15 protein-coding genes are annotated in these 20,197 nt (G+C 39.4%); 6 read left to right on the top strand and 9 right to left on the bottom strand.

From position 1 onward, the window contains the following. Window positions 1-145 precede the first annotated feature (145 nt). Both ACFIM8_RS07075 and clpB read right to left on the bottom strand, forming a co-directional pair. Window positions 146-1,273: a hypothetical protein gene (locus tag ACFIM8_RS07075; RefSeq protein ID WP_375607034.1), complete on the bottom strand. Its 1,128-nt coding sequence runs from the start codon at window positions 1,271-1,273 to the stop codon at window positions 146-148. 873 nt (window positions 1,274-2,146) lie between these two features. Beyond that, entirely contained in the window at window positions 2,147-4,726 is a 2,580-nt protein-coding gene (gene clpB / locus ACFIM8_RS07070) for an ATP-dependent chaperone ClpB (protein WP_375607035.1), read from the bottom strand. Between the two features lie 457 nt (window positions 4,727-5,183). On the opposite strand from clpB, the gene ACFIM8_RS07065 reads away from it, so the two are divergent. Further along, a complete protein-coding gene (locus ACFIM8_RS07065) occupies window positions 5,184-6,215 on the top strand; it encodes a DUF3472 domain-containing protein (protein WP_375614712.1) in 1,032 nt (343 codons plus the stop codon). Between the two features lie 1,387 nt (window positions 6,216-7,602). Continuing rightward, window positions 7,603-7,974 carry a helix-turn-helix domain-containing protein gene (locus ACFIM8_RS07060; RefSeq protein ID WP_375614722.1) on the top strand — a complete coding sequence of 124 codons (372 nt, stop codon included), beginning with the start codon at window positions 7,603-7,605 and terminating at the stop codon, window positions 7,972-7,974. An 867-nt stretch (window positions 7,975-8,841) separates the two neighbouring features. Here the strand turns inward: ACFIM8_RS07060 and yacG are convergent. The 6 genes from yacG to ACFIM8_RS07030 all read right to left on the bottom strand — a co-directional run bounded on the left by yacG (window position 8,842) and on the right by ACFIM8_RS07030 (window position 13,587). After that, on the bottom strand, window positions 8,842-9,054 hold the full coding sequence (gene yacG, locus ACFIM8_RS07055; RefSeq protein WP_375607039.1) for a DNA gyrase inhibitor YacG: 213 nt from the start codon (window positions 9,052-9,054) through the stop codon (window positions 8,842-8,844). Window positions 9,055-9,137: 83 nt separating this feature from the next. Beyond that, window positions 9,138-9,860: a Maf family nucleotide pyrophosphatase gene (locus tag ACFIM8_RS07050; protein WP_375614711.1), complete on the bottom strand. Its 723-nt coding sequence runs from the start codon at window positions 9,858-9,860 to the stop codon at window positions 9,138-9,140. A 269-nt stretch (window positions 9,861-10,129) separates the two neighbouring features. Then, complete coding sequence (infA, locus tag ACFIM8_RS07045) at window positions 10,130-10,348, bottom strand: translation initiation factor IF-1 (protein ID WP_004857577.1); 219 nt, start codon at window positions 10,346-10,348, stop codon at window positions 10,130-10,132. A 1,383-nt stretch (window positions 10,349-11,731) separates the two neighbouring features. Beyond that, window positions 11,732-11,971 (bottom strand): hypothetical protein, encoded by a 240-nt coding sequence (locus ACFIM8_RS07040; RefSeq protein WP_375607041.1) that lies wholly within the window; start codon window positions 11,969-11,971, stop codon window positions 11,732-11,734. An 877-nt stretch (window positions 11,972-12,848) separates the two neighbouring features. Beyond that, window positions 12,849-13,424 (bottom strand): disulfide bond formation protein B, encoded by a 576-nt coding sequence (locus tag ACFIM8_RS07035; protein ID WP_375607042.1) that lies wholly within the window; start codon window positions 13,422-13,424, stop codon window positions 12,849-12,851. 10 nt (window positions 13,425-13,434) lie between these two features. Next, a complete protein-coding gene (locus ACFIM8_RS07030) occupies window positions 13,435-13,587 on the bottom strand; it encodes a DUF5993 family protein (RefSeq protein ID WP_273790835.1) in 153 nt (50 codons plus the stop codon). 825 nt (window positions 13,588-14,412) lie between these two features. Between ACFIM8_RS07030 and purE the strand changes: the two genes are divergently transcribed. Beyond that, complete coding sequence (gene purE, locus ACFIM8_RS07025) at window positions 14,413-14,910, top strand: 5-(carboxyamino)imidazole ribonucleotide mutase (RefSeq protein ID WP_330168079.1); 498 nt, start codon at window positions 14,413-14,415, stop codon at window positions 14,908-14,910. A 1-nt stretch (window position 14,911) separates the two neighbouring features. Beyond that, complete coding sequence (locus ACFIM8_RS07020; RefSeq protein ID WP_375607043.1) at window positions 14,912-16,090, top strand: 5-(carboxyamino)imidazole ribonucleotide synthase; 1,179 nt, start codon at window positions 14,912-14,914, stop codon at window positions 16,088-16,090. A 444-nt stretch (window positions 16,091-16,534) separates the two neighbouring features. Here the strand turns inward: ACFIM8_RS07020 and ACFIM8_RS07015 are convergent, their stop codons facing one another. Then, window positions 16,535-16,789 (bottom strand): hypothetical protein, encoded by a 255-nt coding sequence (locus ACFIM8_RS07015; RefSeq protein WP_375607044.1) that lies wholly within the window; start codon window positions 16,787-16,789, stop codon window positions 16,535-16,537. A gap of 2,332 nt (window positions 16,790-19,121) precedes the next feature. On the opposite strand from ACFIM8_RS07015, the gene ykgO reads away from it, so the two are divergent. Together ykgO and ACFIM8_RS07005 are read left to right on the top strand one after the other, a co-directional pair. Further along, the gene (gene ykgO / locus ACFIM8_RS07010; RefSeq protein ID WP_004863016.1) at window positions 19,122-19,247 is read left to right on the top strand and encodes a type B 50S ribosomal protein L36; all 126 of its coding nucleotides are present in this window, start codon (window positions 19,122-19,124) and stop codon (window positions 19,245-19,247) included. 157 nt (window positions 19,248-19,404) lie between these two features. Further along, a complete protein-coding gene (locus ACFIM8_RS07005; protein WP_375607045.1) occupies window positions 19,405-20,190 on the top strand; it encodes a tetratricopeptide repeat protein in 786 nt (261 codons plus the stop codon). The last annotated feature ends 7 nt before the right edge of the window (window positions 20,191-20,197 follow it).

The raw sequence follows: 20,197 nt of genomic DNA, 5'->3' as shown, positions 1-20,197 counted from the left end.
CAACAAAACATCCTTAAATCAAATTCAGATCAAGACACCACATCCCTTCAGAGAGCAGTGTTTTAAGGCAAATAGGATAATCAGCTGCATTTTTGTTGTCACTTATAATTTTCCAATGACTTTTGAATGCCTCAATTAATCTTTTTTATAGCACTTTCACTCTTTTTAAAGCTTCTTTCTCTGCTTCTTCTTTTAACTTCATGCCATTGGCGCCTTCGTACCTTTTTATTGTTTTTTCAATCTGATCATCAGTCCCTGCTTTAAAGACAATCATTGTTTCAAACGGACGAAATAATGACGATTGCGAAATATGAAAAAAGATATTCGTGCTCAAATTGCTTGGATCAAACTCGCTATACCCTGTACTTTTTAAGTCATGGATAGATATCGCTTTTTTTGACATAGCAAGACCAATAACATCGCTATTTTTCTCACCAAAATTTTGTACTTTTAAAAGGTTATTTTTAGCGTCATAAACTGTCGACATATCCATGACTTCGTTAAGAACTTGATCATTTATGTCAAATTGAGCATCTATGCCAAAAATGAATACAAGATCACGCAAAGAACAAGCTTTTTGAAAAAAACAAGCATTGTACAAACGTGAGGGAACCCCAAGACAGTTGACTGCTCGTCGAATGATTTTTATAGCGAGCTCATATGATTTTTCATCTAAACGATGATCACGAATGTCTGGAATGTAGATTTCTTGTGTTTCTTGTAACGGTGCATTTTCACTATTTAATGCACTATCAATAAGCTTTTCTAACCAATTGTAATTCTCAATATTATCCTGCTCTCGGACAGACGATCTGATCTCTTTTAAAAGATTGTCCAGCCCATACTCTTCTCTAAAAGCATGCTCTATTCGATCACACGTCATTAGAAATGTATAGTGATCTTCTCGTTTGTCCGGTATAGATGATGCTTCAATTTCTGGATCATTCACTTTAAATTGATCAACGCTTTCTCCACTTTTAACAGATATCGAATGCTCACCTCTAATAGTATCAAAAACTCTCGCCCCTTGCTCCTCCCTAAAAGAAAAGCCTTGTTCAAGAAACAACTTTAATGGATTGGAATCATCCGATGTTAACGACACATCTTGTATTAAAGAGTCCAAAATTTTCTTTTGAAGCTCAGCATCACTTATTAACGAATCTTTCCTATCCTCATAGAAATCCTTTAAGCTTTCTGGAATACGCCGATTATAACTCTTAACATCCTCTGCAAACCAGCTGTTAATTATTTCCTTGTTTGTGGCTAATTTCATAAGATTATGCCCCCCATTTAAATTTTACCCCGCTTAAATTTCAAATGATCCTTTTTATCAATAAATTCCAATACAGTTTTTATTAAAATCCTTGAAAAAAGTTCATTATCTTTTTATTTTACTTAATATTTACCATATTATAGTTTATTGGTAAATGTTAAGTAAAATCAATTAAGATATAGATGGTATTTTTAATATACACCTTCCACTTAAACTTGCCTTTGTAACACGAATAGCAAAAATTTTAACCAAAACAAGTTAGAGGTCTTGTTTTTCAAGTCTTTATCTTGATTAAAAAACTGCAAAATAGCAAACTTGATTGTGCAGATAATCATGCTTCATCATCTATTAGCCACCGACAAGAGTGCAATCAATCAAACAGTTTAAAAAAACTTTTAGCAAAATTTTAAAGCAGAAAAACGCACATCACCGAAAAAATGAGAGAGCAGCGCGTTTTACGCATCCTCCACCTTTTGCTTAAACAGCAAAACTCCAATCCATCGTCAAAATATCTTCGTCTAAAATTCCCATGCCACAGATCAGCCCCCTCAAAAAGCAATGTTTTACGGCGGATAAACGGCATTTCTCTTTAACGCTTCTACACACAAAGCAACAAAGCAACAAAGCAATCCTGCTTGTGACTTCACTTATAACATTGCAAGAAAATAGTTTTCACGACAAACAGAAGGAAAAGAATCCTACGATATTCGAGAACGCTCATTTAATATGCAAAAACACCGGCTACTCCCTTTGCTTTGCAATAAAACACCGCTGTCTCACAGTGAATTTTTCTAAATCAGCACGCCTCAAAGCGCGGTGTTTTATTGCACAATAAGATTATCACCGCCCTTTATACCATGAATTTCTCCAAACTTAATCTTCAGGCAAAAATTCCAACCGATCTCCTTGTTTTGTAATTTTCACCGTTGTCTCGTCGTGAATTTCTCCAAACAAGATTTTCTCTGCGAGAGGGTCTTGAATTTCTTTTTGAATAATCCGTTTAAGCGGACGAGCACCATAGAGCGGATCATAGCCCTTATCGGCAAGAAATTTTCTCACCTCTGGCTCGATTTGCAAAGTTATTTTGCGTTCATTGAGTAGATTTTGCAAATGTTCTATCTGAATATCGACGATAGCTTCCATATCTTGACGTTGCAGCCTTTGAAAGAGAATAATCTCATCAATACGGTTTAAAAATTCAGGACGGAAAGCGGCTTTGACGACATTCATAACATCATTTTTTGCCTGATCTGTTGCTTGCCCTTCAGGCAAAGCAGTTAAAAACTCAGCACCAAGATTAGAAGTCATAATCAGCAAGGTATTTCGAAAGTCAACGGTACGTCCTTGACTATCCGTCAAGCGTCCCTCATCCAACACTTGCAACAAGAGATTAAAAATATCAGGGTGTGCTTTTTCAATTTCGTCAAACAGAATGACCTGGTAAGGTCTTCTACGTACAGCCTCCGTCAGCACGCCCCCTTCTTCATATCCAACATATCCAGGAGGTGCCCCAATCAGCCGCGCCCCAGCATGCTTTTCCATATATTCCGACATATCAATACGCAACATGGCATTTGGGTCTTGAAAGAGAAAAGCGGCCAGAGCTTTGGTTAACTCGGTTTTTCCCACCCCCGTAGGTCCCAAGAACATGAAAGACCCCAGCGGACGGTTAGGATCTTGCAGCCCCGCACGCGCACGCCGTACAGCACGAGAAACAGCTTGAACAGCCTCTCCCTGCCCAATCACACGTTTGCTAATTTCATCTTCCATCCGCAACAGCGCCTCCCGTTCTGCCTCCAGCATTCGATCAACAGGAATACCGGTCCAGCGCGAAACAATCCGCGCCACATGTTCAGCTGTAACCGTTTCTTCAACGAGATGATTTTGTTGGTCATCATTTTCCGCGATACTCAATTGTTTTTCGAGTTCAGGAATGACACTATAAGCCAGTTCTCCAGCGCGTTGGAATTGTCCATCACGCTGTGCAATAGCCAAAGCATTACGGGCTTCTTCGAGTTGTTTTTTCAAATCAGCAGCATGCCCTAATTTTTGTTTCTCAGCCTGCCAAGCACTTGTCATCTCAGCGGACTGTTGTTCCAATGTTTTCAGTTCCTCCTGCACATTTTTCAAACGTTCTTTTGCTGTTGGCTCGACATCTGTTTTCAAAGCTTCCCGTTCGATCTTCAACTGTAAAATACGCCGATCAACAGCATCGAGTTCTTCCGGCTTTGAATCGACCTGCATACGCAAACGTGCCGCCGCTTCATCGATAAGATCAATAGCTTTATCCGGCAAGAAGCGATCCGTAATATAGCGGTTAGACAAACGCGCGGCCGCAATTAAAGCACTATCAGCCAAGCGCACTTTGTGATGTTGTTCATATTTTTCCTTAATACCGCGCAAGATAGAAATAGTATCTTCCAAAGAGGGTTCAGGTACAAAGACAGGCTGGAAGCGGCGTGCCAAAGCAGCATCTTTTTCGACATATTTTCGATATTCATCGAGCGTAGTAGCACCCACACAATGGAGTTCTCCGCGTGCAAGAGCAGGCTTTAACAAGTTAGACGCATCCATAGGACCATCAGATTTTCCTGCTCCAACAAGATTGTGCAATTCATCAATAAAGAGGATAATTTGTCCATTTTCGGCTTGCACCTCTGCCAGCACTGCTTTGAGACGTTCTTCGAATTCTCCACGATATTTTGCACCAGCGATAAGCGCTCCCATATCGAGCGCATAGAGTTGTTTATCCCGCAAAGTTTCAGGGACATCGCCATTGATAATGCGCAGAGCTAACCCTTCCACAATAGCTGTTTTTCCCACCCCAGGCTCACCAATCAACACGGGATTATTTTTCGTCCGCCGTGAGAGCACCTGAATAGTGCGTCGAATTTCTTCTTCTCGTCCAATAACAGGGTCGAGTTTTCCTTCGCGTGCATCTTTTGTGAGATCCCGGGCATATTTTTGCAAGGCATCATATTGTCCTTCGGCATGGGGGCTTGTTGCTGTTTTTCCTTTCCGCAGCGCATTAATTGCCCGATTAAGCGCTTGCGGGGTCAATCCTCCACTTGTTAAAATATCGGCTGTTTTTGCGGTCTTTTCCATGATCAGCGCTTGCAACATGCGCTCCACGGTCACAAACTGATCACCGGCTTTTTTCGCAATATCCTCAGCCAGCGCGAAAACTTTTGCCAATGGCTGTGAAAGATAGAGCTGTCCATTTCCCCCTTGCACTTTAGGCAAAGCATCAAGTGCTTCTTTTAGCGCCTTTTGAATAAGAGTAAGATCACCACCAGCGTTTTGGATAAGCGATGCAGCCAATCCTTGAGAATCGTCTAACAACACTTTCAGGAAATGCTCCGGCATAAACTGCTGATGATCAGAAGCAAGAGCGCTATTTTGTGCTGATTGTAAAAAACCCTGTACGCGTTCGCTATATTTTTCCAAGTTCATTTTTTTTCCTTAAACCTCAAGCCATCACCACACTTTAACCTCTCCAATATTCCACAAAAGAAACATCCAGAAAGGATTATCCAGCCTCTAAAAAACACCGCGGAAAAAGCAGCATGAAGAAGAACCGTAGTGCTAAAAAGAATATGGGTTTCTACAAGCCTCATAGCAAGAGGGAGAAAAAAAATACGCTATCATTTTAAATAAAAACCGCAACTTTTCTTATACCCCACATCATCACTCCCCTTTTTAAACTCTCACCCACAAACTCCACCATTAAAACTTAAATTTGAACAGCAAAAAAGGAGCATGCAAAAACATTTCAAACAAAGCAGTCTTTACAGTATATAGTTTAGAGTAAACATTAAAGTATTTCTATATTTTTACTTAACAAATCATTGAATATATGTTTTAATACTTATAAACTTACATTCTTTTTATTAAGATAGAGGATTTGAGTATGTACCATACTGTAAAAAAGGTTATTTTAATACTTTTATTCCTTCTGATAAGTAAACCAAGCTATGCCATCTTTGCCGGCAAAGTTATTACAATAGAGCATGAATGGCCTGAGAATGCATTATTTGATCTATTTGTTTTCACCCAGCAAGTAAACTACGATGGTGGGCCTAACTCCATCTATTTCTGGGGAAATAAATTTGAATTCCAAAACGGGAAAAGTGGACAAATTGGTTTTTTCAACAGGAGCGGCCGTACCATTCATTTTTCTATCTGGAATGCAACGGGATGGAAGGGTAATACATGTAAGCATTTTACTCAGGAAGGTTCAGGAGTACGATGTGAAATCAAGTTTCCATGGGAAATGGGACGCAGATATCGATTATATGTTGAAAAAAATGAGAATCTAGTTACAGCGAAAGTAGTCGATTTTACAACGGGTAAAAAAGTGAATATTGGGACCATAGAAGTACCAAATACATTTGGCAAACTCCGTAAATCTTCAAGTTTTGTTGAAGACCATTCTCGTTGGAAGAGACATCTTTCCTCCTGTTATGATTTAAGTCCGCAAAGTTCGATTTTTTTTGATCCTAATGGCTTAAAACAAAACAAGCTATACGAAGGGACTCTGAAAGTTTCTAATCAAGGAAAGTGTCGAGATTCTGACCTCATCCAAACATCATGTACGTTCACTTTTTGTATGACAAGTATAAGCGACTTTGGAGGTTTAGCCTCGCCTACAGCTAAACCAGAAGTCCCCATTTCCAATGGGAAAGATCTGTCTGCAGAAACAATTTCTAACATCTTGAAACAAAGAGAGCTTGTCGTTATTCGTTCAAAAGATCGTTCTTGGGCACCCAATATCTCTTTTCCATCTCCTGCTTCATTTAAGTGGAAATCAATCTTTATAGATCATCTAGCGGCTTCTAGTTCTACGCTTCACACCACTCACGGCACACAAAAGATAACCACAGGCCAAAAGATTATGTATATGTCTGATGGAAAAACTTGGAAAATTATGAAAAAAAACTAACTTTTTTCTTCTTGATAAGCCCCTCACTCCCCTTTAAAAATAAATGGGGGTGAGGAAGTTTTTTTCATTTCCCCACCACGGCTCCCTTTCCCAGTTATTTTTTCGAGCCCTGCTCTCATCCCATCGTCCCCTTTAGCTCACCTCATCACCATACTTTCAGGGCATTTTCTTCACCTTCACCTTCTCTCAAACCCCCACACCCTTTCCTCTCTATCTCCTCACCTCCCTCTTCTATCACCCTCACACCATCCTTTACCGCAAATCCTTTACACCACCCCGCCTCTTATCCACGCCCTCCCTTTGTCCATAGGCACTCTCTCCATTCCACGCCTCCCTTTTTCTTTCCCGTCACACACTTACAACTTACAGCACTCTTCATTCCAGCTTCCCTCCTCAATTCACAGTCTCTTCACCCCCCCATTTATTTCACCCCATCCATGCCAGACAAAAGCCCAACGTAACCCCAAAACACGCACAATGCATAAATCCATAAATCCTCCACTTCACTTTTACAGATTCACATTTTTACGCTTTTACACATTCACAGAAAACAGCCAACGAAAGATTCACCACCCCACACCGCTCGATAAACACTGGTCCGTAAACAATCCAGCTTCTTATCCAGGGAAGGACTACTGATCACTTCATATAATTATCACCACCCCTCAAAAGAGGCGTTATCAAACAAGACAAATAAGCCCTTCCTCCCAATATTCTCCACATACTCTTCTCCAGAAAATGCACTTAACACCCCTTTTCATCCCAGCTTCCCCGCTCCATTCACAAATGCATCCCCCTACTCTCACCACATTCCACGCCATGATAAAAGCATACACACAGTACAAATCCTCCGCATTATTTTACGGATATACGTTTTCACGCTTTTACATATTCACAGAAATCAGACAAATAAAATTTCCACATCACCACCCCGCACCGCTTTGTAAACACTGCTCTGAAAATGAATCCAGCTTTTTGCCTAGTCCCCTTACAGTCTTCAGACTACCCTCCTCAAACGACAGCACTTCATCAGGCTCAACAAATCAAAGCCCTATCATGAATATTCAAGCTCTTCACTCCCCCTTCAAATAGCGCCGTTTTACGGTATAACAGAATAGAAAATTTTTCATTTTTCTTGCCAATCTTCTGAAATTACTTTATCACTTAAAGTGTAATTTTGGTCGTCTACGCAGCGATCAAGAGGGATTCAAAAACCCTAAGCTCTAGCGTAAAATGAGCCCACTTTTGTGGGTGTCCCGGAATTCCGGGAGTTTTTGCCATGTCCAGGTGCGTTTCCGCACTAAAAGCAAAAAAACTGACTAGAGCTCAGTATTTTGACTCCCGGAATACCAATGCGAGGGCGCTCGCAACCGGAGGGGGGCTTGAAGTGCCAACTAAAAATCCAAATTTTATCGACATTCTGATAGGTAAAAGAATCCGCCACAGACGCATTTCAATGAGCCTTTCGCAAAAAGAATTAGGAAGCCATTTAGGCGTTAGTTTCCAACAAATCCAAAAGTATGAAAAAGGCTTCAATCGTGTAAGCGCAGGATGTTTGCTCGAAATCTCTCAAAAATTAGAAGTTCCCATAAGCTTTTTTTATGCAGACATTGCCACAAAAGAAGATCTTCCCACAAAAGAAACTCTCTTACACCACGACCAATACACCTATAGCGAAAAAGAACACACTCTTTTGAAAAATTTTAGAGAGCTCAAACCAAAAAAACAGAAGGCAATCTTGTGGTTGATTTCTGATTAAGCAAAAGCACAGGCACCGACATTATTCACCGATAGAGCCAATACCCTAAAGTATAAGCTTCAGATCATCCCCCTCCAAACAACGCTGTTTCATCAGGCACGATAAGCAAATCCTACCTCCTCACGTCATCTTCATCCCTTCATCCCACCACCTCTTGGACACACCATCCTAACCTATCCATACTCTCCTCCATTCCCTCTCTTCTCAAACTAACGCCTTCCCTCCTCTTCATCTCGGGCTTTCCATTCCATCCGCAAACTCTTCTCCCCTCTCTCTCTCCATCCTCCATTCTTTACACACCCATTCACAACATACTCCACCCCCTCACTTCTATCCTTTACGCCCCCCTTCCATCTTTCAAGTAACTGACGAAGATTTTTTTACTTCTATGATTTTCAGGATAATTGTCTCAAAAAATGTATTTATTACAGATCCAATTTGAACAAGTGATAATTTTTATTTAATATGACTGACAATTTACTGTTTTTTGTTGGTATTTATGAAGAGCTAAAAAGAAAATATTTAAAACTACATTTAACGCCAATGCCTTCAAATGCCTAAATGTCTTCTACTCAAAACAGCCAATCTTCTCGTATCCCCTCAGCAGCAAAACAACCAGACTAAGCATTATCTCCTCAGCCGCTCCCTATTTCTCACCACTCAATCTTTTCCCCAATTCTCTAAACAAAAAGGCTCAGATATTTCTTTAACCTCATCCCTCCTCTTCTCAAACTCAAGCTTCTCTCCAACGCCACACGCAAAATATCTCACTCAGACCTCCCCGCTAGAACAAACAACGCCCATCCCTTCAGCTTTCACACAAAAACGTTTTCTAAGCATTTGCTTCTCAAAAGACATGCCTCTTCTTTACTCTTCTTCATCACTTACTTGTGGTGGGGGTGGTAAGATATAAGCACCTGAAAGCCAACGATTAAGATCAATAGCTCGACAGCGTGTGGAACAAAAAGGATAAGAAGATTTTTGTGACATCTGACCACAAATAGGACAAGGATGTGGTGGGCGATGAGAGGTTTCTTTTTGTAAATTAGGCTCTTTTTGTTTTTGGGACACCTTTGTCATTGGCTCCTTCATTAATTTTGCTTCTATTTGTTTTCATATTTTCTTTTTGTTGTTTTTTACCTTGCATTAGCTCTACGGACCAATCAATCTCTCTCATGCGTTTGTTCAGCCCAGTGAGTAAAAAGTGGATAGTGATAAGCGGTCAAGAGATCGGTTGTTTCAGCCAAAGGCAATCCCACAACATTAGAATAAGAACCCGTGATATGAACAACAAAAGCCCCTGCTTTTCCTTGGATAGCGTAGCCCCCCGCTTTGCCTTGCCATTCTCCTGAAGCAAGGTAAGCCTTCATCATGGCAGAGGTTAAGCGTCTAAAACGAACACGACTTTCAACCAATTTTACGGTTATTTTTCCACGTTCATTGAGCGCACAAATGGCACCATAGACCTTATGCGCCCGTCCAGAAAGGAATCGTAAACATTCATAAGCCTCATCCTCGCTTTCTGGTTTTGGGAGAATGGTCCGGCCAACAGCCACCACCGTATCAGCCGCCAAGATAATCATTTTCTGCGCAGACAATTTTTGGGGAACATTCTGCAACTCGTCTTGACCATTCTGACTGTACCAGCGCAAAATTTTTTGGGCTTTCAGCGCTTTTTCTTTTGCCAAACGTTTGGCAAGGTTTGCAGGATGTTCTTTTAATTTTGGCGTTTCATCAATATCGCTTGCATAAACCTGCTGGGGATCAATCCCTATTTGTGCCAAGAGCGCCAAACGCCGTGGCGAAGCGGAGGCAAGCACCAAATAAATTTCTTCTGTAAGAGTATCTGCCAAACGTTTTTTCCCCCACTCTCTTATATTGCTCATTTCCACCCCTTCACAATCGACTTCCCTCTTCACCCCCTTTAGCGCCCCCTTTTAAGCGCCCCTTTAGCGCCCCCTTTTAAGCGCCCCTTTAGCGCTCCCTTTTAAGCGCTATTGATCTCCTTATCCTTTTTCCGCAACGATTTTACAGTTTTTCAAGGCTCTTCAAACACTCCCCTTTTTTCACTCATGAAAAGCAAACTAAAAAACTGTTAAAAAATAATAGAAATAATATGATAGCTTTTAGAAAAAAGTGCAAGCCACCCACGATGCTACTTATAGCGATATGTAATACGCCCTTTTGTCAAATCATAAGGTGTCATTTCCACCATGATTTTATCACCGGCCAACACCCGTATACGATTTTTCCGCATTCTACCAGCGGTATGAGCAATAATTTCATGGTCATTTTCCAGTTTCACACGAAACATCGCGTTAGGTAAGAGTTCAGTAACGATACCAGAAAATTCTAAAACTTCTTCTTTTGACATAAACAAACATTTCCTTTACAGTGCACATATTTTGTTAAGCTGCGCGTTATTTCCAGCGTTCATATCCTATTTTCTTAAGTTTGTGAATAAAAATTCCACAAAAAGGGAAAGGTTTTTCAAGTTTACTCTTCCATACTCTCAAAAAAACGGCCCCCCCACCCCTTAAGAATCAAAACTTTTTTCCACCAGTTTTACCCGCTAATTTCCTTCAGTTTTTATGATGATTTTGGTTTCAGTATGACAAGAAATTATGCTAATTTTTTCCCCTAAAGCATTTTCCCAACACCTCTGACTAATCCCTCCAAAACTTACTCACAATCATCCTCTCTCCAACTTTTCCTCACCTTCCACACTTTAAACATGCGCCCTTCAGATAAACACCACTCCCCCACGCCAGAAGCCCCTCCTTTTCTCAAAAACCTTCTCCATTCTTCACACACCATTCACAACATGCTTCACTGCCCCACACTTCATACTCTATGCATTTCCCATACAGCCTTCCCCATTTTCCCTCTCTTCACACACTTCCTCTAAGCCACTCCTTCCATTTATGTTGCTCTTCCTACCTTCGAAAACACAATCCCTATACATTGCGTATCATTAACCACAACGCCTCTAACGACATAAAGCCTTTTCCTTTTTTACGCATTTCCGTTTTTACGCTTCTCCACATTTACAGAAAGCAGCCAAACGAAACTTTCAAATTCCCCTCGCACCACTTTGTAAACATAGGTTTGTCAACAATACAGCTTCTTACTCTAGCGAATTCCCCTGCTGATTTCAGATCACGACACCACAAAGGATAATGTTGCATCAAACGCGACAGATACGTCCTATTTTAAAATATTCTTGCCCCTCCTTCACCACCCTAAAGTAAGATCACGCAAAGCATCGGTCAATCTCACTTCAAAAACAACTTTCCCCACACCCTCTCTCCTCTCTCGTCAACGCACCCACCTCTTCATCCAAACTTCTCCCCCCTTCATAAAACTCTTCATCCCCACACCGCAATCTTCTCTCCACATTCCATGCCATGATAAAATCATACACCCCACATAAAATCCCAGCTTCCTTTTTTACACATTTCTGTTTTTACGCTTTTACATATTTACAGAAAGCAGAAAATCTGTAAAAAATGCATTACACAATAACGTTTTCAACAACTGTCATTAAAAACTCGCCTCCCTTTTCATCTAAATCCCCCCTATTTTCACTTAAATCATAGATATAAACCGCCCTATTATTGTATTGAGCAGCATAAAATTTTTCGAAAAATTCTAACGATCAAAAAGGGTCATAAGAAGCATTTTACGACTTTTAAAAGAATTTTTATTTACACCCAGTGCTTTTTTGTAACGTAGAAGAGCACATTTAATTAATTGACTATAAGAAAGTTTGAAATGAGAGAAGCTCTTCGTTTTTCTCATTCAACATCCGCAACAATAACTTATCCTTATAAGTCAATATTTTTTCGTAATACAAAACGTGCCAAAAGGAATATACTTGTGTTGCATATTCACGCGCTTGTTTTAAAGAAAGATCTCTCAACGCTCCATCACACCCATTTTGCAAAACGCTACCCGTAAAGGAATGGTAAGCTCCCATGAAGGATATAAAATCCATTCAGCCCCCCCTATCTTTACGCTTATGGAAAAACAAGTTTACGCTTATAGAAGAACAAGCCGGCATCATCACAAAAACTCTGCCAGCTCCCAATGTTGCAGACAGCCTTCGGTTCAAGAGACACTTCATTAAAGGCATGCCTTTCTTGTACAGTTTTGACCCACATGGCCCACTCACTTATGATATACAAGCAAGTAATTTTAATTGATTCAATATAAGAGAACTGGTGATGAGCAACTTTATTATATTCAGCAACGCGCTTCACTTTAAAAGGGTTATTTATCATTATAAATCAATATATTAATAAATAAGAGAGTCATCATCAAGCCGCTTACCTTTTTCTAAAAAAAAGCTTCACACTGAGAGAAAACATCTAAACGTTAGATAAAAAAAAAGGTTTGCCTCTAATAAACAAACCTCTACAGAAAATTATTCACATAACTTTCAAAATTTTAAATTAATCCCTCTAGAAGCAATAAAAACGCTTTAGAAGCACCAAAATGAATACAAAACTTTATTTAACACAATGTTAAGAAAAATCAAGAACAAAAATTTTTTATCGTTAATGCACCTTTAAAAACGAGGCTTCTTAACCCACGCAGCTCAACAATCTGGGGCTTTTCTACAAACTCCTCCAAGCCAATCAATCCCTTCATCTCTCTCAAAAGACAGCATAAAAGGTTCACAGTACAAGTCTTCGCTAAAAAAATATCAATCGCTATCGCTCATAAAAGCCAGCATTGGTATAAAAGATCAGATTATCGAACAATTTTTCTGAAATGTCTTCCAAATAAATAAAAAAGAAGCGGTTTCTTAAATATTTCCGCCTCTTTTAACAATAAAAATTATAATGAGGGATTATTAAAAAAATTCAAGACTATGAAGGGAACCAATTTGATAACAATTCATACCTTACAGGATCATCGGCACACTGTCCACCACCACATTCCAGTATGGTAGAAATCAAATTTGCCGCAATCAAAAATACAAATAAGAAACTTGCCGCTTTACTCAAGACTGGAAAAGGAGAAAATTCTTTGAACTTGTGTGCCAATTCGCCTAAAATCATGACAAATGAGACAGCAAAGATACAAAGGACAGAAATAATGAAAGCCCAAGTATAAAAATGCAATCCAAAGAACGTTGAACCATATCCTAAATCATCAGGTGTGATATGCAAAAACACTTGGCGTGCTGCCACAGCACTGGTTACCATACAACCGAGAATAACCATACCATAATGGGTATTTTTCACCTTATGGTGAATATTGAGCAAGAACCCACAACCTGCCAGCATCAATCCAACGCGCTGCAGCAAACAAAGGGGACAAGGTAACTCAAACTTTACCAATTGATAATAAAAAGCCACCACCAAGACAACGGATAATCCAAAGAGTCCTAGCGTATTCATAAAGATAACGAAGTGAGGATTTTTTTGTTCAACATGTTCCATGGCTATTCTCTCAAAAAGATAAATTTAAAGTGGAAGTTGCGTGATGATTGAAAGTGAGAAGAATGACAACGAATAAAATTGCCCACAAAGCATAACTTATATTTTTTTTACCACACATAGTCGTTACTGCAGTACCTAAAGCGATTAAAAATGGAAGAAACATAGCTTTTAAATCTCCTTTACATCCGTTGTTTAACTCTTATTTATTTCAGCGTTCACCATATTACAAAATTGGGCAAAAAAGAGACCATGGATTTATTATTCACAATTCGTCACTCGCGATTGATATTACCATTATATTTAAGTGAAAAAACAAAGAACGATATAATCGCTCAGAAGCACATCTCAACAAAAGCGTTAAAAGCACAAAAGCGTTGATTATTCGCTTCCCCTTATATCGGCCATTGTTAAAGATATATCGACAATTATAAAGATTATATCCCCTATAAAGATTATATCCCCCACTCACAAAAGAATCACTTGAACAACAAAATAAATAGGCTTTGAAATCGAGAGATATACATCTCTTTTTTTCTCATAAGAATATCCTCATTTTGCAACACATTTTTGACATAAAAATCTCTTTTCTCATAAGTAATGTTTCAAATTGCAACAGATTTTATATCATATGGTGATCTTGTTTATTTTAGCAAATAAAAAATAAGACATTTTTTTAAAAAACTTATAATCAATGGCTTTTCCTCAATGCATTTTTCCCTCTTATCTTAAATAAAAGACAATGCCGCAAGCTCAACAGCCTCATGGGTCCCACACCACCCCGTTGCATTCCCCTCCCCCCTCACAAGAAGTGCTTCATGCCTTCAATACTTTAGTTTTTCATCTCTCGAGATCCCCTTTAAATTTTTAGCTTTCCACCTTATTTGAAAAATAACTGTTTCTCTGTCATCAATTGGCTTTGCAAAAAGAATATAAAACTTTAAAAAAATAATGATAAAGAATCGCATTGAACCTTTGAAAAGGATAGAGAATGATGAAAAAATCATGTGATGTCGCGATTTTAATGGGGAGCCAATCGGATTGGCAAACGATGTGCCATAGTGCAGATATTTTGACGAATCTTGGTATTTCTCATAGTTCGCATATTGTCTCAGCACATCGAACTCCTGAACGCCTTTATCAATTTGCCAAAGAAGCAAAAGAAGCAGGGTTTAAAGTTTTAATTGCCGGTGCAGGGGGTGCAGCGCATCTTCCAGGTATGTTAGCAGCCCTTACTCCTCTTCCTGTTTTTGGCGTTCCAGTGCATTCTCACTCTCTTTCTGGTCAAGATTCTTTGCTTTCAATCGTGCAAATGCCAGCAGGGATACCCGTTGGCACATTAGCAATTGGCAAAGCAGGCGCAATTAATGCAGCACTTTTAGCCGCGGCCGTTATGGCCGTTTATGACCATGATCTCGCCCAACGATTACAAGATTGGCGTCAACAACAAACAGCCAATGTCGCCCAAACGCCTGTAACGGAGGTTTAAAATGGCACCGTTTTCCACTCCCCCCTCAGCCAACACCACCCCCTCCAACACCACCCCCTCAGCCAACACCTCCTTAGCCAACACCACTCCCTTCACCATGTTACCTCCAGGCAGCGTCATTGGTTTAATCGGGGGCGGCCAATTAGCAAGGATGCTCGCCATAGCGGCCGCAGAATTAGGATTTCGAACCGTTATTTTTTGCCCTGAAGCCAATTGCCCAGCCGCTCAAACAGCAAACAACCATATTGTTTCCTCCTATGACGATATATCAGCTTTAGATCATTTTATTTCTCAGTGTGATGTTGTCAGCTATGAATTTGAAAATCTTTCGCTTCAAACGGTTCAATATGTAGAAAAGAGTAAGCCTGTTTATCCTTCTTCCAAAGCATTAGAGATCACGCAAGATCGACTTTTTGAGAAGCAATTTTTGCGTGATCAAGGGATTGGCACCGCGTTATGGCATGCTGTTGACAATTCTTCTTCTCTTCTTTCCGCTCTTGATACCTTAGGCGGACGTGGTCTTTTAAAGACGCGTCGTTTTGGTTATGACGGAAAAAACCAGATCAAGCTTGATCACCCAGATGAACAAACCCTTGACGAAGCCTTAAGGACTTTTCAGGAACAGCCTTGTATTTTGGAAGAAATAGTTCCTTTTTTATCGGAAATTTCGGTTCTTTCGGCACGTACAAAACAAGGGGAACATATTTTTTATGATTGCCCTGAAAATCAACACAAAAATGGTATTCTTCATAAATCCTTTGTTCCATCACATATTCCACCTGAGGTGCAAAAAGCAGCACAAGAAATCAGCTTAACAGTTATGGATGCCCTCAATTATGTTGGTGTTCTTTGCATTGAATTTTTTGTCTTAACGAATGGTCATCTTTTAGTGAATGAATTAGCACCGCGTGTCCATAATTCTGGTCATTGGACACAAAAGGCATGCATAACTTCACAATTTGAACAGCATATCCGCGCTATTTGCGGACTTCCCTTAGGCAGTCCCTATCGCCACAGCGATTGCCAAATGACCAATCTTATTGGTAACAATTTTAGCACGTTAAAATATTTCCTCACACAAGAGCGCACCTCGATCCATTTATATGGCAAAAGCACTGTTCACCCCAACCGCAAAATGGGGCATATCATCCAATTACTGGGACCAGCCAACAAATCTTAAGCCCACATATATATAAATACTTTTTCACACTTTTCTCCAAAATGAACTGAAAAAACAACCTCTTCCCCACACCGATATCCAGCGGCTTCAAAAGCGCTCCCCTAACCTTTTAATTTGCCCCTGAAAGGGCGTGAAGCCCTCCTACAAGCCCTGCCTCTTTTAAAAACATCACCTCTTCCTCCTCCAAACCGCTTCATCCTACACGAACATCTCATCCGCCCTCAAAAACAAAGCTTCACTCCACACCGATATCCAAGCAGCACAACAAGCGCTCCCCCCCTTCAACTCCACCCCCTAGCTCTTCTCCCCTTCCTTTTCTCAAAAATATCCCCCCACAGCTCAAAACAATCCACAGCCCCTAACTTCACCACCCCTCCACCTTCCACAGCATAAATATTCCCCATAACATACGCAGCCCCTTCATTTTTCTTTTAATGCCAACCTTTAAGAAATAGACTGATTTATTGCACCCCCATAGATACCAATCCCCATGATTGCGTTTTTATTGTCTCTAGCTTCTCTTCTTATGTTCATTTTTTCACAAAAGCATCGTTTTGTTTTCCATAAAATTGCTGCAAAGAGGTAAAACGTATTACTCTCCCAAAACAACTCTCGAGAATTCGGCCCAATATCGGCCAGACGATAGCCCTCTCCAGCATAGCAACTTTCTTCTTTTTCTCCTCTCTCTTTTTCCTTCAACGGATAGAAGATTTTCTTCTTTCATTAATTCCCCCAACACATTCCTCGAAAAGGTTTCCTGAACTTCTCCCCAAAGGCTTAAGTTTCTTCTTTTCAGATCAATTTTTCTTCTCTCACAAAATCCTCCCCTTTTTTAGTGCATCAATTTTTCCACCTTTTAATCCTGTTAAGACAATGAATTATAAGGCACATCATCACCGTATAATGCGCATTGATTTTATTGCATCTCGCACAATTCTTTATGAACTCCCCTTATCGTAAACGCACTTTGTTTACGCATATTCTTAACCACCCATAAGAGATTGTCTGTAACTCTCTAATCCTGCTCAGCAATGACATTCGTCCCCCCCAACAGACCAGCGCTTCATGAAGTTCTCACAATTTTTCTCAATCCAAGCTTCTTTCAAGAGCACCTAATAATTTATAAATATAAATGTTTATTTTATTATCCTGATAAAGCTAAACTATACTTTTTAATACGATCATTTTAACACTATCATTGCCTTTAAAACGCTTATTGTGGCAAAAAACACTTCATTTCTAACAATAATAAAACTTTAAATGAGGTACAGTCTGTTCTTCCCCAAAAACGTAAAGGGGGTCCATTTAGACACATGTTGTTCCTTTTTCTTTTAACTTTTCGTAAACCCATTGTTTTCGTAACGAAAATCCTGTCGATAGGCTTTTTATTAATGACAGGAATTCTTTGTCTAATATACCTCACAGGAGGAAGAGAAACACTGCCCCTATTGATCGGGATACCAATGATCATTACGTCAGCTCTCTTTGGCATTTGCAACATGTATATAAATTGGTATTATGACATACTTTTATTACGTCTATCGCCAGACAATGTGAAGCTTTCACTCTTTCAATAAACATCATCATAGACCACCCTTGGGAAGGTCAAATTTTTTCTGCAACATGGATATTAAAAAGGATTCAAACTATCCACATTCAAGAGCCAAAGTGTATTCTCAGTATACTGGCTCCCTTATTGGATAATTTGAATTCCCCATCTGCTCGACAATATCCAGCACTCCACCCACGTAGAAATAATTGGGTTGCAAAGAATCATAAACTATTGCCTTAAAAGAGAAATTTATGCATAATCTTTCACTCTAACCACACAGATTTAATCCCTCATTAAAAGTACCGAGCGCTCCGCTCCGTCCCTGATCTCCACATCAAAGATATAATTACAGGATATGATTACAGCACTAAGCTTATCCATTCCCAAACCAAATATCCTCTCACCCCTCACGTAAAATAAAAAGCCTCAAACAGAAGACACTTGTGTTGCCAATTTACGCACTTGTTTTAACACGCGCTTATTTTAAAGAAACATTTTGCCAATGCACATTGCCCCACCACTTCACAACAGCAGCCCCCGTCATAGAGCATAAAGCTCTCGATAATAGCTTAAACATTTATAGTGCACCACCCTCTTTAAACTTATGAAGCGTAAACACCAACGCCATCACACCGCTTTGCCACCCCCCAATGTTACAACACTCTTAGCATTTGAAAGCATTCATAAAAGACCGTTTTATTCCTTATCTTCAAGTATCTTTACCATAGATCAATCCCGCTTGTGATATGCAAGAAGCGAATGCTATGCTTAAAGCTACACAAATTTGCAATGAGAAAACCTTAAGACTATGCAAAACTCTTATTTTACTATGTTTTCTCTGAACAATAGAAATTTATCCTTATCAATTCATCATCTTTGTCATCATCATGCGGTTTATTTTTTAGGTTTTAAGAATAAGCCTTAAGAATATCCTCACACACGAATAAAAAACACCTCATGTTATAAATTTTACATGAGCCTTACTTAACGATGATATTTTACGAAAAAACAGGATTATTTTCTCACAAATAGGAAGCTTTTACTTTTTTCCACTCTTTGTGCTTTTTGGTGTCCTTCTTTTTACGAGAAAATTTTTACCTTCAAGGCCAACCGTTAACACACTATAGGAATTTGTAAGGGATATACCCTTGACAAGAATAAGACTTCTTGTTAGATTTCTCCTACTTTTTTGCAATTTTCACTTATCGTTGTGCTAATGAAGTGTATTAATGCGTACCTTAAGAGTGCGCTTTTCTTTTTGTGATCACAGTGAAAAAGTGTATCGTGTGATGTTATGATGCAAGTACGATATCGCAATGCAATGCTCATTAAAGTGAGCAGTCTATTGGGGTTGTAATATTGTATTTTCGTGTTTTAATATTGTGTTATAGTATTGTGTTATAGTATTGTGTTATAGTATTGTGTTATAGTATTGTGTTATAGTATTGTGTTACGTAAACTATTTAAACGGTGAATATGATGAAAATTAAAAATTCGCTTAAAGCACTAAAAGAGCGCCACCGTAACAATCGTTTGGTGCGTCGTAAGGGTCGTGTTTATATTCTTAATAAAACGAATCCACGTTTTAGAGCACGTCAGGGCTAATTCTTTTAGGGATAATTTCTTTAGGATCAATGTTTTTATGCCTACTTTAATTGTAGGCTTAAAATTTTTTTTCTTGAGTTTTTTTGTTATAAGTCCGTTGATTACAAGTCTAGTATTTGATAATATTTGGTGATTTATCTTTTGGGGGCTTGTTTTTATGGATTCTTCTATTTTTTTAAAAGCCTTTCGATTTTTCCAGTTGCGTTTTTTCTGTATTTTCCAGCGCGCGTTTTTTCTTTCTTTTGTTGGCGTTTTTTGTTTTGTTCCCTCGAGCTATGGGCAAAATCCTCCTTCTCTTCCTGAAGATCGGCCTTCTCCACAATCGCTTTTACCGTTAGATGATCTTATTCCCAATTCTCCTCCCCCTTCCTCAACGCCCTCCGATTCTGATTCCTCGGCGGTTATTCTTGAAGATCTTGACAAAGAGCAGCTTTCCCATGTTGACAGAGTTAAGCAGCGCAAAGAAGCAGAAATTTCACGTTTACTCAAAGAATTGAAATATTGTGCTGATGTTGCTAAAGCGAAAAAGATCAGTCAACAACTTCAACATTTATGGTCCCAATCAGGGAGCGAGACGATCGATCTTTTGATGTCATGGGCTGAAAATGCACTCAACAGCGACGATTATGGACTTGCGCTTGATTATATTGATAATGCTCTTGCACTTTTGCCTACTCATGCTGAAGCTTGGATAAGACGCGCTTGGATTCACATTCAACTGAACGATTTCAAGCTTGCCATGCTTGATCTCAACCACGCTCTTGAACTTGAGCCGCGCAATTATAGTGCTTTTTTTGAACTTGGCGTTGTCATGGAAGCAACGGAGCGTCCCAAACTTGCTCTTAAAGCTTATAAAACAGCATTGGTTTACTATCCACAAATGCGCAGGATTCAAAAGCGCGTGCAAGCTCTGTTAGACGAACAATCACCACAAGCTCTTTGAAACCATT

The sequence above is a fragment of the Bartonella sp. AC535YNZD genome, from assembly GCF_042196625.1.
In the GTDB taxonomy this organism is placed as follows: Bacteria; Pseudomonadota; Alphaproteobacteria; order Rhizobiales; family Rhizobiaceae; genus Bartonella.
Note: the sequence above shows the minus strand (reverse complement) of the source record. Positions and strands in the feature narration are given on the sequence as shown.

What these genes read in the sequence shown, in the direction of transcription:
- ACFIM8_RS07075 (WP_375607034.1), bottom strand. Translation starts at nt 1,273, where the DNA reads ATGAAATTAGCCACAAACAAGGAAATAATTAACAGCTGGTTTGCAGAG.
- clpB (WP_375607035.1), bottom strand. Translation starts at nt 4,726, where the DNA reads ATGAACTTGGAAAAATATAGCGAACGCGTACAGGGTTTTTTACAATCA.
- ACFIM8_RS07065 (WP_375614712.1), top strand. Translation starts at nt 5,184, where the DNA reads ATGTACCATACTGTAAAAAAGGTTATTTTAATACTTTTATTCCTTCTG.
- yacG (WP_375607039.1), bottom strand. Translation starts at nt 9,054, where the DNA reads ATGACAAAGGTGTCCCAAAAACAAAAAGAGCCTAATTTACAAAAAGAA.
- ACFIM8_RS07050 (WP_375614711.1), bottom strand. Translation starts at nt 9,860, where the DNA reads ATGAGCAATATAAGAGAGTGGGGGAAAAAACGTTTGGCAGATACTCTT.
- infA (WP_004857577.1), bottom strand. Translation starts at nt 10,348, where the DNA reads ATGTCAAAAGAAGAAGTTTTAGAATTTTCTGGTATCGTTACTGAACTC.
- ACFIM8_RS07040 (WP_375607041.1), bottom strand. Translation starts at nt 11,971, where the DNA reads ATGGATTTTATATCCTTCATGGGAGCTTACCATTCCTTTACGGGTAGC.
- ACFIM8_RS07035 (WP_375607042.1), bottom strand. Translation starts at nt 13,424, where the DNA reads ATGGAACATGTTGAACAAAAAAATCCTCACTTCGTTATCTTTATGAAT.
- ACFIM8_RS07030 (WP_273790835.1), bottom strand. Translation starts at nt 13,587, where the DNA reads ATGTTTCTTCCATTTTTAATCGCTTTAGGTACTGCAGTAACGACTATG.
- purE (WP_330168079.1), top strand. Translation starts at nt 14,413, where the DNA reads ATGATGAAAAAATCATGTGATGTCGCGATTTTAATGGGGAGCCAATCG.
- ACFIM8_RS07020 (WP_375607043.1), top strand. Translation starts at nt 14,912, where the DNA reads ATGGCACCGTTTTCCACTCCCCCCTCAGCCAACACCACCCCCTCCAAC.
- ykgO (WP_004863016.1), top strand. Translation starts at nt 19,122, where the DNA reads ATGAAAATTAAAAATTCGCTTAAAGCACTAAAAGAGCGCCACCGTAAC.
- ACFIM8_RS07005 (WP_375607045.1), top strand. Translation starts at nt 19,405, where the DNA reads ATGGATTCTTCTATTTTTTTAAAAGCCTTTCGATTTTTCCAGTTGCGT.